The sequence below is a fragment of the Clostridium magnum DSM 2767 genome (assembly GCF_001623875.1).
GTDB lineage: Bacteria > Bacillota > Clostridia > Clostridiales > Clostridiaceae > Clostridium_AM > Clostridium_AM magnum.
Genome location: NZ_LWAE01000005.1, coordinates 107,781 through 121,277 on the forward strand (window position 1 = coordinate 107,781; position 13,497 = coordinate 121,277).

Annotated in this window: 13 protein-coding genes; 5 read left to right on the forward strand and 8 right to left on the reverse strand. The window is 32.9% G+C overall.

What is annotated here, in order from left to right:
* Positions 1-22 precede the first annotated feature (22 nt).
* Positions 23-958 (forward strand): tRNA dihydrouridine synthase, encoded by a 936-nt coding sequence (locus CLMAG_RS19455; protein WP_066626476.1) that lies wholly within the window; start codon positions 23-25, stop codon positions 956-958.
* A gap of 80 nt (positions 959-1,038) precedes the next feature.
* Positions 1,039-1,719 (forward strand): peroxiredoxin, encoded by a 681-nt coding sequence (locus tag CLMAG_RS33865; protein WP_242873098.1) that lies wholly within the window; start codon positions 1,039-1,041, stop codon positions 1,717-1,719.
* A 35-nt stretch (positions 1,720-1,754) separates the two neighbouring features.
* Here the strand turns inward: CLMAG_RS33865 and CLMAG_RS19470 are convergent, their stop codons facing one another.
* Entirely contained in the window at positions 1,755-2,627 is an 873-nt protein-coding gene (locus CLMAG_RS19470; protein ID WP_066626485.1) for a LysR family transcriptional regulator, read from the reverse strand.
* A gap of 200 nt (positions 2,628-2,827) precedes the next feature.
* On the opposite strand from CLMAG_RS19470, the gene CLMAG_RS19475 reads away from it, so the two are divergent.
* Complete coding sequence (locus CLMAG_RS19475; protein WP_066626487.1) at positions 2,828-4,576, forward strand: ABC transporter ATP-binding protein; 1,749 nt, start codon at positions 2,828-2,830, stop codon at positions 4,574-4,576.
* Positions 4,577-6,352, forward strand: a complete 1,776-nt coding sequence (locus tag CLMAG_RS19480) for an ABC transporter ATP-binding protein (protein WP_242873087.1) — start codon at positions 4,577-4,579, stop codon at positions 6,350-6,352.
* Positions 6,353-6,459: 107 nt separating this feature from the next.
* Here the strand turns inward: CLMAG_RS19480 and CLMAG_RS19485 are convergent, their stop codons facing one another.
* The 5 genes from CLMAG_RS19485 to CLMAG_RS19505 are packed head-to-tail and all read right to left on the reverse strand — an operon-like array spanning position 6,460 to position 10,118.
* Positions 6,460-6,651 (reverse strand): hypothetical protein, encoded by a 192-nt coding sequence (locus tag CLMAG_RS19485; protein WP_066626489.1) that lies wholly within the window; start codon positions 6,649-6,651, stop codon positions 6,460-6,462.
* Between the two features lie 21 nt (positions 6,652-6,672).
* Entirely contained in the window at positions 6,673-7,566 is an 894-nt protein-coding gene (locus CLMAG_RS19490) for a glycosyltransferase family 2 protein (RefSeq protein WP_066626491.1), read from the reverse strand.
* A gap of 6 nt (positions 7,567-7,572) precedes the next feature.
* On the reverse strand, positions 7,573-7,965 hold the full coding sequence (locus CLMAG_RS19495) for a peptidase associated/transthyretin-like domain-containing protein (RefSeq protein ID WP_066626492.1): 393 nt from the start codon (positions 7,963-7,965) through the stop codon (positions 7,573-7,575).
* 3 nt (positions 7,966-7,968) lie between these two features.
* Complete coding sequence (gene pseC / locus CLMAG_RS19500) at positions 7,969-9,135, reverse strand: UDP-4-amino-4,6-dideoxy-N-acetyl-beta-L-altrosamine transaminase (RefSeq protein ID WP_066626494.1); 1,167 nt, start codon at positions 9,133-9,135, stop codon at positions 7,969-7,971.
* Positions 9,136-9,149: 14 nt separating this feature from the next.
* Positions 9,150-10,118, reverse strand: coding sequence for an ATP-grasp domain-containing protein (locus tag CLMAG_RS19505; protein ID WP_066626495.1), 969 nt, complete (start codon positions 10,116-10,118; stop codon positions 9,150-9,152).
* 222 nt (positions 10,119-10,340) lie between these two features.
* Here CLMAG_RS19505 and CLMAG_RS19510 point away from each other — a divergent pair, with 222 nt between their 5' ends.
* Positions 10,341-11,024, forward strand: a complete 684-nt coding sequence (locus CLMAG_RS19510) for a PIG-L deacetylase family protein (RefSeq protein WP_066626496.1) — start codon at positions 10,341-10,343, stop codon at positions 11,022-11,024.
* A gap of 120 nt (positions 11,025-11,144) precedes the next feature.
* Here the strand turns inward: CLMAG_RS19510 and CLMAG_RS19515 are convergent, their stop codons facing one another.
* A complete protein-coding gene (locus tag CLMAG_RS19515; RefSeq protein ID WP_066626497.1) occupies positions 11,145-12,542 on the reverse strand; it encodes a metallophosphoesterase family protein in 1,398 nt (465 codons plus the stop codon).
* 15 nt (positions 12,543-12,557) lie between these two features.
* Positions 12,558-13,496, reverse strand: coding sequence for a dTDP-glucose 4,6-dehydratase (locus CLMAG_RS19520; RefSeq protein WP_066626498.1), 939 nt, complete (start codon positions 13,494-13,496; stop codon positions 12,558-12,560).
* Between the last annotated feature and the right edge of the window lies 1 nt (position 13,497).

Sequence of the window (13,497 nt, forward strand, 5' to 3'; positions counted from 1 at the left end):
AATAAAGGAGCTTTTAGATATTATGAATTTTTATTTTGCACCTATGGAAGGCTTGACTGGGTACATTTACAGAAATGCCCATAATGCTTTTTTTAATAACATAGATAAATACTTTTCACCTTTTATTGTTGCAAATCAAAGTAACAGCTTTAAGACACGGGAATTAAATGATATTTTACCTGAAAATAATGAAGGGTTAACTTTGATTCCACAATTACTAACAAATAATGCAAAAGATTTTGTACATACTTCAAAGAAAATAAAGCAATTGGGGTATAATGAGATCAATTTAAATTTGGGATGTCCTTCTGGAACTGTAGTTTCAAAAAATAGAGGATCTGGATTTCTTTCAAAAACAAAAGAACTTGATGAATTTTTGGAGGAAATTTTTTCTCATTCAATAACAAAGATTTCAATAAAAACTAGAATAGGAAAAGACCAGCCGGAAGAATTTTACAATTTAATTGAGATATTTAACAAATATCCTATAGAAGAGCTTATAATTCATCCTAGAATTCAAAAAGATTTTTATAAAAATAAGCCTAATCTGAAGATTTTTAGAGATGCATTGATTTTAAGTAGAAATCCTGTTTGCTATAATGGCGACATTTTTACAGTGAAAGATTACAAGGAGTTTTCTGCTGATTTCCATAGTGTAGAAACTTTAATGATTGGCAGGGGGCTGCTAGCCAATCCAGGAATGATTAGTGATATTAAAAATAATACTAAACTGGAAAAAGAATTATTAAAAGACTTTCATGATAAAATTTATGAAGATTATAAAGGAATACTTTTTGGAGATAGGAATGTGTTATTTAAAATGAAAGAATTATGGTTTTATATCATTCCTATGTTTTCTGATAATGCAAAGTATGCAAAAAAAATTAGGAAATCAGAAAGATTATACGACTACGATGCAGCGGTTTTAAGTCTATTCAGAGAACAGGATATTTTATAAACTCTTTCTGTTAAGGTGGTGTTCATTTCGGCTTTAGAATACATAATATGATACAGAAAGAATTTCTTCAGGAGGAAGCAATGAAATATCATCATCAACAGTTTCCAAATTATTGTTGGTATAACTCTATACCTCATTTTCATCAGGATGGAGGTGAAAGAGAAAGTTTAACAGAAAGATTGACAGATGCACCACTGAACTGTCTTAAAATTGGGAGCCTAGCTCCTGACTTTAATTTAGAAGGTGTTCTTGGAGGCGAGAGAATCAAGATAAGTCTTAGCGGCCAGAGAGGGAGATGGACAGTACTATTTTTTTATGCCTCTGACTTTACATTTGTTTGACCTACAGAACTTGCAGCAGTTGCTGCTAAAATGAATAAATTTAGAAGATTAAATACAGCGGTACTTGGCATAAGCACTGATAGCATATATTCGCACAAAATATTTACACAGGTTTCACCATCAGGTAGAAAAATCAATTTTCCTCTTTTATCGGATAGATCACAGGAAGTGTCAAAAAAATATGGTGTTTTAAATGAGAAAGAAGGATTTACTTACAGAGCCACTTTTATAATAGATCCGGAAGGTGTCATTCAAGCAATATTTATAAATCCACCTTCTGTTGGAAGAAATATTAATGAGATTATAAGAATTGTTGAAGCATTGCAATACAGCAAAAAGACTAATCTTGCAGTTCCAGCAAATTGGGAAAGTGGAGAACCAGGCATAGAAAGAGATTGGGAGATGGTAGGTAAGTATTAACAATATATAATAGGGTTACTCTAGAAGTAGCCCTATTATATACGGCCAATAGATTTTAAAAATTGTTTAGTAGTGGATGAAATATAGGTATCTGGATTATATACAGCTGCTATAGTTGACTGAAGGTCGCTGTCCGATATGCTTTTTATTGCTATTTTTGACTTATCAGCAAAACCTATTGCAGATTCTGGTACAATTCCCACACCTAAGCCTTCATTTGCCCAATGAAGAGTAGTTCTGGCATCATCGCTTTTACAGAAGATATCCCACTTAATCTTTTTTTGTTCCAACATATCTGTAATAATAGATTCCCATCTTCGGTATAAAAGGATAGGCACAGCTGACAGTTCAGAAAGAGTAACACTGTCAGGATTTAAGCAGTTTCTAAAAAAATTATGATTCCCAATTGCAACCATGGATTCCTTTAATATATTTATATATTTGAATGAGGATAGTATAAAAGGTGTTCTCACAATTGCTACGTCTAAGTTATTTGCTTTTAGTTTCTCTAACAGTTCATATGTGTTCCCTTCGAATATTTCATAGTGTATATCAGGATTTTCCTTGTGAAAGGGAAGTATTAATTTATTAAGAAAAATAATTTCTACGGAAGATACAACACCTACCCTCAGTGTCCCAGAGATTCCTTTCTTGTAAGCTTCCAATTCCTGTAGTGTAAACTTGGACAGGTCTAGCAAACTATTTGCTTTACTGTACAGAATTCTCCCAGCTTCCGTAAGTTTAATATGTCTTGAGCCTCGTTCAAATAAAATACAACCAAGCTGATTTTCCATCAATTTCATATGGGTGCTTAATGGTGGCTGGGACATATTAAGTCTTTTTGCAGCAGCAGATATAGTTCCTTCATTAACAATGGTTACAAAGTACTCAAGTTGTTTTAAATCCATAATGACAATCCTTTCATTGAAGCAAAATCTTAATTCAGAGGAGTTTCATATAAAGTGGAAGAATTATGCCAAGTTAGTCAGGTTAAAATTAAATCTATATGTAAAAGATATAGAAAGCATACAATTATAATATTATTAATATTGATAAAAATATGATATTATAACTTAGAAAAAAAAGCAACATAAGGAAGGATAACAATATGAAACAATTATTGATATTTTTAAAGGACTATAAAAAAGAAAGTATTCTTGCTCCGCTGTTTAAAATGTTGGAAGCTTCCTTTGAATTATTAATTCCCATAGTGATGAAGCTGATTATTGATGTTGGAATCAAGAATGGTGACAAAAGATATATTTTAAATATGAGCATAGTTATGATACTACTCGGAATAATAGGTCTTATATGTTCTATTACTGCTCAATATTTTTCTGCTAAAGCAGCTGTGGGGTTTGCTGCTAAGGTACGGTCTAACTTATTTAAACATATTCAAAAGCTTTCCTTCACCGAAATGGATAGTGTAGGTACCTCCACAATGATTACAAGAATGACAAGTGATATCAATCAAGTTCAGTCTGGAGTAAATCTTGTATTGAGATTGTTTATGCGATCACCTTTTATTGTGTTTGGTGCAATGATTATGGCCTTTACAATAGATGTAGAATCAGCTTTAGTTTTTGTTGCGGCTATTCCACTGCTTTCTGTTATAGTTTTTGGGGTTATGCTTATTAGTATCCCTTTATATAAGAAGGTACAGTTAAAATTAGATATAATATTAAGATCAACAAGGGAGAATCTTATAGGAGTGCGAGTAATACGTGCATTCCATAAAGAAGAAGACGAAATAAAAAGCTTTAGCGAAAATAATATGAACCTGACAAAACTGCAGTTGTTTGTAGGAAGAATTCTAGGCGTAATGAATCCGGTAACCTATATGATTGTTAATGGGGCTATTATAATTTTATTATGGATAGGTGCTATAAAGGTTTCAAATGGAGTATTGACCACAGGAGCAGTAATAGCATTAGTAAACTATATGTCACAAATACTGATAGAACTTATCAAGCTAGCTAATCTAATAATAAATGTTACAAAATCAATAGCCTGTGGGAACCGTGTGCAAAGTATATTCGATATGAAGCCAAGCATTGCTCAACATGAAGAGATTAATAAACCTTATCTTGATTCCAATAGTTCTGATAATGATGCCTTTATTAAATTTAATCAGGTGTCTTTTAAATATTCCGGAGCTTCTGAAGAGGCACTGTCAAATATAAGCTTTAAAGTAAAAAAAGGCGAAACTATTGGTATCATCGGAGGAACAGGAGCTGGTAAATCAACACTAGTCCATCTCATATCAAGATTTTATGATGTTACAGAGGGCAAAATATTAATTAACAACAAAAACATTAAACAATATGATATAGCTAAACTGAGGGAAAGAATGGGCATAGTTATGCAAAGAGCTGTGCTATTTAAAGGGACAATACGTGAAAATTTATGCTGGGGTAAAAAAGATGCAACGGCTGAAGAGTTGGAAGAAGCATTGCAAATTTCACAATCCAAGGAATTTGTTGATAAGAAAGAAAATGGCTTAGATAGTTTTGTTGAGCAGGGAGGCAAAAATTTATCCGGAGGTCAGAAACAGCGTCTGACTATAGCCAGGGCATTGATTCGAAAACCAGAAGTTCTTATACTGGATGATAGTGCATCAGCCCTTGATTATGTCACCGATGCAAAACTGAGGATTGCCATTTCCAATATGAAAAACAAACCTACAGTATTTATTGTATCTCAGAGAAGTGCTGCAGTCAGATACGCTGATCAGATAATAGTTCTCGATGACGGTAAAATATCAGCAATAGGAACTCATGATGAATTATTAGAGAAATGTGATATTTATCAGGAGATATATTATTCTCAGTATCCTAAAAACGAGGAGGCATTGTAGGTGGATAAAGTGAAGAACAATAAAAAGATTAATGATAAAAAAGAAACATTAAGAAAGGTTTTTCTATATATTAAGCCATATTGGATATATGTAATACTTTCTGTATTATTTGCTGCGATAACTGTTCCCATGTCATTATATGTTTTGTTTCTTATGGGCCGTGCAGTAGATTGTATTATTGGCATCGGAAAAGTGGATTTTATTGGGCTTAAATCCATTATAGTGTTAATGATAGTTTTAGGTGCTCTTATCGGAATTATGCAGTGGGCTATGAATGTATGTAACAATAAAATTGTCTATAACGTAATAAGAGATATAAGGAAAGATGCTTTTGAGAAAATACAAACTCTCCCATTGAAGTACATTGATAAAAATTCTTATGGGGAAATTGTAAGCAAAGTAATAGCGGATGTTGATCAGTTTGCAGATGGATTGTTGATGGGATTTACTCAACTATTCACCAGTATTATTACTATTTTTGGAACTCTTATTTTTATGTTCTATGAGAGTGTGCCTATATCGCTGGTAGTAGTGTGCCTTACACCTATTTCTTTATTTGTTGCAAGCTTTATTGCGAAAAGAACATATAGTATGTTTAAATCTCAGTCGGAAACAAGAGGGGAGCAAACCGCATTTATAGATGAAATGATTGGAAACCAGAAGGTGGTGCAGGCATTTGGACATGAAAAAGAAGCAGTGGATACATTTGATGAAATTAATAATAGGCTTGAAAAAAGCTCGTTAAACGCAACCTTCTTTTCTTCAATAACTAATCCTGCTACAAGATTTGTAAATGGACTGGTTTATGCCGGTGTGGGAATTGCAGGTGCACTGTCAGTTATAAATGGATCACTTACCGTTGGAACTCTAACCTGTTTCTTGAATTATGCAAACCAGTACACTAAGCCTTTTAATGAAATATCGGGAGTAGTTACTGAGCTTCAGAATGCTTTAGCCTGTGCTAAACGTGTTTTTGAACTGATAGAGGAGCCGCCTGACAGTCCTGATCTGGAAAATGCAAAGGAATTAACAAATGTAAAAGGCGAAATAGATCTAAAAGATGTAGAGTTCTCCTATAATCTGGAGAAAAAATTCATAGAGAATTTGAACCTTCAAGTAAAACAAGGGCAAAAAATTGCACTAGTTGGGCCAACTGGCTGTGGAAAAACAACAATTATAAATTTACTTATGCGTTTCTATGATGTAAATGATGGAGACATAGAAATAGATAACAATAATATTAAAGAGATAACAAGAAAAAGTCTTCGTACTAATTATGGTATGGTGCTGCAGGAAACCTGGTTAAAATCTGGAACTGTTCGTGAAAATATATCCATGGGAAAGCCTAATGCCACGGAGGAAGAAATTATTTCGGCTGCAAAGGCAGCTCGTGTTCATAATTTTATTAGGCGTATGCCAAAAGGGTATGATACGGTTATAACAGAAAATGGAGAGGGCTTATCACAAGGTCAGAAACAATTGCTCTGCATTGCCAGAGTTATGCTGTGCCTGCCTCCTATGCTCATATTAGATGAGGCTACATCTTCTATAGATACAAGAACAGAAATTAAAATACAGGAGGCGTTTATGACGATGATGAAAGGAAGAACAAGTTTTATCATTGCCCATCGATTATCAACAATAAGAGATGCTGATATAATTCTTGTTATGAAAGATGGTCATATAATTGAACAAGGAAATCATGATAAATTATTGGAAAATCGCGGATTTTATTATGAACTCTACAATAGTCAATTCGTTGGCAAAGTACTTTAAACTGTAAGAAAGCAGCAGATTGAATTATTTGATAAGATATTATATTAGAGGGAATCTATGGAAGGGATAAATGGGGTTTAAAACCCCATTTGATTCAAGTTTCCACTTTATAAATTAGTTGGTATATCTATAATGATATCTATTTCAATTAAACTGTTATCCTCCTCAGATATTATTAATTCACTATTGTTAATTTCTTCAATTTCTGTTCCCTTTAATTTATACATATTTTTTATGACAACCTCTATAGGAGCATTATAATTAAAATTATTGGTAAGTGGGTTTATTAATTTTTTCAATACTTCACCCCCAAATATATATTAGAACGGTATATTAAATTTATTGAAGAACCAATCGTCATCATGTAGACGGCGCTTAAAATAATCTATACGTTGATCATAAGTATCGCTTGCAGTTATTTTATTTAAAATAGTCTCAAAGTTAGAATAATCATGCATGGATTTCATTAATTTACGGATTCTATTTTCATTAAAATGGCTAAAGGCCATACGTAATTTATTATAATGAAATTCAGTTAAGTCAACATCATATGGTTGTATTTTTCTAAATTTATGACCAATTTTAACATCAGGATGTACAAAAATTTTATATCCCAAAAGCCAAAGCTTTACTGATAGTTCTACATCTTCAAAGCCCCAACTATGGAAGCCATGATCAAATCCTCCTACTGCGTCAAAGACCTCTTTTCTTATAGCCATACATCCACCTGGAGCTAGTGGCACTTCTTTAATATTCATCGGCTTTTTCAACCAATATGTTTCAAGCTTTTCATTCCAGGTTTGACCATAGCCTACAGGGCTATCTGGAGAAAAATGGCCAATACCTGGGCATACTACACTTACATTTTTATTATTAAAAGCCTTTAATAGTGTGTTAAGCCACTTTGGTTCCATAGTAATATGGGCATCACAAAAGACTAATATTTTTGTAAGTGGTACAAAACTTGCACCTAGATTTCTTGCTACTGATGGTCCTATGCCCTTTGTTTCAACTAACGTTACATTTGGGTATCTGTTAAAAGGATTTTTCAAAAACTCACAGCAGTTATCATTAGAGCCATCGTCAATAATCAATATATTTGATATATTTTTCGCTTCAGTTTTAAATAAAAACTCTAAGGTTTGCTTGATATAAATACCTTCGTTTTTACATGGAATAATAATAGTTGCTTCATGTCTTTTTATATTATCCATAGTAACCTATTCTTCAAAATCACAATCTTCAGGTTCACGGGTACTTTTGACAGTTTCTGTTGAAGATTTATTTATAAAACAATCCAGATATAATATCTTCAATATGAGTTTATCTCCAGGATATACAGGTCCTAAAAGAAATTGTCCATTTTCATCTGTTATAGCGTTACCAATGGGTTCTAAATCAGAGGTTGTTTCAGGGTCAGCAGTAGCCCGTTTTAATTTGAAAAACTTAACTACAGCACAAGGGGCAGGTTTTCCATCAGGAAAACGGACTGTTCCAAGTATTACTTTTCTATAGTCACGCTGCAGGAAAAAATCCATGTCTAATTGATCAACACTTGATTTTTCATCACCCTCTGGAACATCAATAACAAAACGGTTTATTTGATAATCCATATCTTACACATCCTTTATACTTTTTATAACATAGTTAACATCTTCATTTGACATGCCAGGATAAAGCGGAATTGTGATAATATTCTCATATAACTTTTCTGCAATTGGACAAAGTCCTTTTGAATATCCTAGATACTGATAATAGGGATGATAGTAAACTGGAATATAATGAACATTTACTCCAACGTTTAAATCTGAAAGTTTATTAAATATCTCTTCTCTACTTTTTCCTATAGCTGAAAGATTAAATTTTAAAATATATATATGATAGGAAGATTTTGTGTGTGGAGCTTGATAAGGGATAGTAATTCTATTTTTAAAAATGCTTTCTGAGAAGGCTTTATCATATAGAGCAGCTATTTCACGTCTTCTTTTGATAAAACTATCCAGCTTATTTAGTTGTGAAATTCCTAAGGCAGCTTGCAAGTCACTTAAACGGTAATTATAGCCTAAAAACTGCTGCTCATAATACCATTTGCCATGAGATTTATCTATAAGAAGTCCTGGAGAACGGGTAATACCGTGACTTCTAAATAATGTGAGCTTTTCATAGAGCTTAGGATCATTTGTGCAAATCATTCCTCCTTCAGCGGTTGTAATATGTTTCACAGGATGAAAGGAAAAAGTAGTTATATCAGCTATACTTCCTATTTTTTGCCAGTTGCCTTGAGAATCTTTTATTTTAGCACCAAGGCTGTGGGCTGCATCTTCAATAAATATTAAGTTATGTCTTTGGGCTAAATCCTTAATTTTAAACAACTCTGCAGGCTGGCCAGTAAAATCCACAGCAATAATGGCTTTAGTCTTTTTTGTAATTTTTTTTTCTATTTCTAAAGGGTCTATATTATAGGTCCGTGGATCAATATCAGCAAATACAGGCTTTCCTCCAAGATAAAGGATGCTATTGGAAGTAGCAGCAAAGGTCATAGGTGTAGTAATGACCTCGTCATTAGCACTAATATCAGCGGCATAACAGGCTCCATGCAGAGCAGCAGTTCCAGTTGCTACACAAACAGCATATTTACATCCTACATAATCTGCTACTTTTTTTTCAAATTCATGAATTTTGGGTCCAGTAGTTAGATAATCACTTTTTAATACGTCTACTACTGCTTGAATATCTTCTTCATCGATATATTGACGTCCATAAGGTATATAGGGATGCTTCATTATCTTCACCTTCTTTAATAAAACTTATAATATTCCGTTATATATCGGTAAGCTTCACCTATATTTATGATAGGTGGAGTAATAGCTTTCTTAAGAACAATATTTTCAAAGGCGTATATAACATCATTAAAGCCAAATTTTGCTCTCATAAAGGCAGTACTAGAGTATCTGGGATTAATTTCAAAAATAAAGGGTTTAGAATCTTTCTCTTTTCGCATTTGAATATTAATGGAGCCAGTTATATTTAGTTTTTCTGCAACATTTTTGCATAGTTCTTCTATTTCTTTATCAAAGACTACTTTTACTTCATAGCTCATTCCATCTTTTATAGTTCTTTCAAGGGTAATCACATATATTTCATTGCTAAAAGAATCTTTATACACTCCGTTAGTATACTCAGTACCAGAAATATATTCTTGAAGCATGAAACTGCTGTCTAGATTAGCAATATTCTCAAATTCTTTACGGTTTTGAATTATGTGAAGATGCTTTGAGCCGCAATCAGAAGTTTTTTTTAATACAAAGGGATATTTAAAATCTTTTAATAGCTCCTCTTTTGGCGTTGATTCATTATATAAGACTGAGTATGGGTAGGGTAAGTTGTTATTTTTTAAAAGTTCCATTGTTTTATATTTATCGCGACAAATGTTGATTACCTGCAGAGGAGGAATTGCAATACGACGACCTATTTTATCATCTAGTTCATTAAAATGATCACAGATATATAAAAGCTCCTGTTCACTACAAACATAAATAAAGTCAATTGAATTATGGAGAGAAAACTTATTTATTAATTCTGTAAATAATATGCCTTCAGCTTTAGGAATAATATGAAAACTATCACAAAACAGATGGTGCAGCCCATAGTTCCTACAATCTGTTCCCCAAATTTTTATACTATAGTTTGTATTACGTAAGGCTTTGCAAACTGCTTGACCTAAATCACCTCCGATAGAGGTAACTAAAACATTATACTGTGTCATACTAAATCCTTCCTTTATGACGTGTAAAATACCTAAAGGTAAGTTACAACCAAAAATTAGTTACAGAATAATACAACTGAAGTTATATTACTTATAACAATATAGTATATGTAACTTTATAAATTTAGTATGCATAGACTAATGTTATAACTTACCAAAATTATGAAAATTACTTTGTACTATATATTTTGTTGTATTATATAGAATACAGGGGGAATTGTAATGGAAAAAATTTTAGTAATAGCAGCACATCCAGATGATGAGATTTTGGGATGCGGCGGCACAATCAGAAGACTTATTAAAGAAGGAAACGAAGTGTATTCATTAATTTTATCTGATGGTACTACCTCAAGGCATAACAATATAAATACTGAAGTAATGGAAGAAATTAATACAAGACTTCAAGAGAGTTTATCAGCAAATAAACTTATAGGGTATAAAGAAACCTTCTTTTGTCAGTTTACTGATAACAGCTTTGACAAAGAAGGTTTCTTGAATATTGTAAAATTAGTTGAAAAGTATGTTTCTCAAATTAAGCCCTCTATTATATTCACACATCACTATGGAGATTTGAATATTGACCATCGAATAACCTTTAACGCAGTTCAAACAGCTACAAGACCTATGGCGGAGTGCCCAGTAAAAGAAATATACTGTTTTGAAACCTTCTCTGCTACGGAATGGAATTTTCTAAGTAAAGATAAATTTACACCTAATTATTTTGTAAATATTGAAAATACACTAAAGGATAAACTCCAAGCAATGAAATGTTATGAATCAGAGTTAAGAGAATACCCCCATCCTCGTTCCTTAGAAGGATTAGAGGTGGCTGCTAAAAGATGGGGTACAGTTATTGGATGCAGTTACGCAGAAGCTTTCGAATTAATAAGGAAGGTAGTTATCTAACAAATTACAGTATAATAAAATTGCTGTTTTAAGATATTTTTAAACACGGAAGAATACAATTATTAATTGACCTCTTCCGTGTTTTTTACATATTCACTATTGCATTTTAGGAATGATCTGTTAACTTTTATCCCCAATAAGTTGAAAATTAAAACTTATATCAGAACTAGAAGGACATACTTGATGAATTTCTACAGCGATTACGTTATCTCCATTTTTAAGAAGATTTGTATCAATTATAGTTTTTTCAAAAGAAGCCTCATCTATTCCAGCTAAAGCTTTCACCGCTAAAGTATCGTATTTTATTACACCGGAAGGCATATTAGTTCTATATACCTCTTTACCATTTAGATATACAACAGCTCCATCATCCCTTTGAATTCGAAGTATTAAACTTTTATATATTGAGGTATCACGAACAGTAAAATGTTTTCTAAAATAGGTTGTTATATATTTTTTGTAAACATTAGGTCCATAACCTATAACTGTAGCCTCACCTCCATCTCCATAACCTAGTTCAGCCAGCCCAGAAGGCCATGAAGAATCGTCAAAATGAACCTTTCTCCAGGAAGTTCCAAGGTTTGAGCCTTTATCAAAATACTTCCATGATGCACCCATAGGAACTAATATATCTGTTATATTATTAGAAGCAGGAGCTTCCTTAGACGGGTATATAGAACAACTATCAATAAGGGTATTTTCTTTATCATATGCTTGTAGAGAAACCCCTTTATTATTTATGTCTAAAATACAATAATGATTTACCCCAAGGGGACCAACAATAGCATTTTTTATATTAGTAATGTGTGCATTTAATGAAGAGCCTGCACCGCCGGTAGTTATTTGATAAATAGAATTTTGTATTTGCAGGCCATTAGTGGTAAAAGATTTATCTATAAGACGGCGGCAGTAATTGTGTTCATGACCTACAAATACTGCTGTTACATTATAATGATCAACAATAGACCATAAAGCATTACGATCATCTGGACTCCCATCTAGACTTTCTCCGTAGTGATGTCCAGTAGGAAAAGCAGGAACATGGAAAAACACAAAATTATATTTTTTATTACTATTATCTAGTGTATTTTTTAACCAGGCACGTTGTTTTGTGTCAATGGCATAGCTGCATTTTGAACCTCTTCGATTTGAGTTTAAAACGATAAAGCGAGCATCTTCATAATCAAAGCTATATACAGTTCGCTTATATCCTTGTAACTGTTCATTAGGAAGGTGAGAAAATGCATTACTGAAAGCAGGTTCATTATTTTCGTGACTTCCCATTGCTGGATAAAGCATAGTGACAGGATAATAGTTCTTAATTAATTTCTTCCAGTCTTCTAATTGTTCACTTACTTTAGCTCCACCATATACCATATCTCCTGCAAAAAATATAAACTTTGGTTGCGGTGACAGTTTCTTGATATGAGAGAGTAGGGTACTGAGCATTTGAGTATTTACCCCTACAGAAGGTCTACTGCTGTCTGCTAGTATTACAATACGAAAAGATGCCCCCATATATGTCACCTCCAATTATAATTGTGTTTTTAAAAACTTTTCTGTCTGTGCTATACCGTGGGCCAGAGATATTTTAGGGTTCCACCCAAGAAGTTTTTGGCTATATCGTGCATCACACAATAGTTTCTGTATTTCACTTTGAGGATGAATATGAGTTACATATTTAATATTTCCTGCTTCACCAGCGATTAGTTTTGCTAATTCCGTAATTGAAATGTCAGCACCGCTACCAGCGTTTATCACTTTACCCGTTGTCTTTTCAGAGTAACCTGCCCTTACTACAAAATCAGCGCAATCTGTAACATATAAAAAGTCTCTTGTTTGACTGCCATCACCATATATAGATAGTGGTTCCTTTATAAGCTTTTTATTAATAAAGATTGAAATTACCCCACCTTCACTATTTTGTTTCTGATATGGTCCATAGGTGTTAAAAGGTCGAAGAATAGTCACAGGAAGGCCATAAGCATAGTAATAGGACAAGGCTAATTGTTCTCCAGCCAATTTAGCAGCGGCATAAGGAGAAGCTGGACATGTAGGATGACTTTCAGAAATACCTTCTTTATTTGAAGCTTTACTGTATACCATACAAGTGCTCATATACACAAATTTTGTTTTATTTAGTTTGCATTGCTCTAGAACATTAAAGGTTCCTATTACATCATTTTCAAAGGTACTTTTTGGGTCATCAATACTATCCTGAACATTAATCGAAGCGGCAAGATGATAACATATATTAAATTTATTAATAAAAAGAGTTTGGAGAAGATAGTTGTCTGTAATGCTTCCTTTTATGAAGGTAATATCAGGATAGATAAGTTGCAAATCTTTTAAATTATCCATTGAACTATTTGACAGGTTATCTAGTATCCATATCCTATGATTATCTTCGGCAAGTCGCTTTACTACCCATCTTCCAATAAACCCTGCACCACCTGTTACAAGTATATCCATA

What these genes read in the sequence shown, in the direction of transcription:
- CLMAG_RS19470 (WP_066626485.1), bottom strand. Translation starts at nt 2,627, where the DNA reads ATGGATTTAAAACAACTTGAGTACTTTGTAACCATTGTTAATGAAGGA.
- CLMAG_RS19490 (WP_066626491.1), bottom strand. Translation starts at nt 7,566, where the DNA reads ATGGATAATATAAAAAGACATGAAGCAACTATTATTATTCCATGTAAA.
- CLMAG_RS19495 (WP_066626492.1), bottom strand. Translation starts at nt 7,965, where the DNA reads ATGGATTATCAAATAAACCGTTTTGTTATTGATGTTCCAGAGGGTGAT.
- CLMAG_RS19515 (WP_066626497.1), bottom strand. Translation starts at nt 12,542, where the DNA reads ATGGGGGCATCTTTTCGTATTGTAATACTAGCAGACAGCAGTAGACCT.
- CLMAG_RS19505 (WP_066626495.1), bottom strand. Translation starts at nt 10,118, where the DNA reads ATGACACAGTATAATGTTTTAGTTACCTCTATCGGAGGTGATTTAGGT.
- CLMAG_RS19455 (WP_066626476.1), top strand. Translation starts at nt 23, where the DNA reads ATGAATTTTTATTTTGCACCTATGGAAGGCTTGACTGGGTACATTTAC.
- pseC (WP_066626494.1), bottom strand. Translation starts at nt 9,135, where the DNA reads ATGAAGCATCCCTATATACCTTATGGACGTCAATATATCGATGAAGAA.
- CLMAG_RS19520 (WP_066626498.1), bottom strand. Translation starts at nt 13,496, where the DNA reads ATGGATATACTTGTAACAGGTGGTGCAGGGTTTATTGGAAGATGGGTA.
- CLMAG_RS19510 (WP_066626496.1), top strand. Translation starts at nt 10,341, where the DNA reads ATGGAAAAAATTTTAGTAATAGCAGCACATCCAGATGATGAGATTTTG.
- CLMAG_RS19475 (WP_066626487.1), top strand. Translation starts at nt 2,828, where the DNA reads ATGAAACAATTATTGATATTTTTAAAGGACTATAAAAAAGAAAGTATT.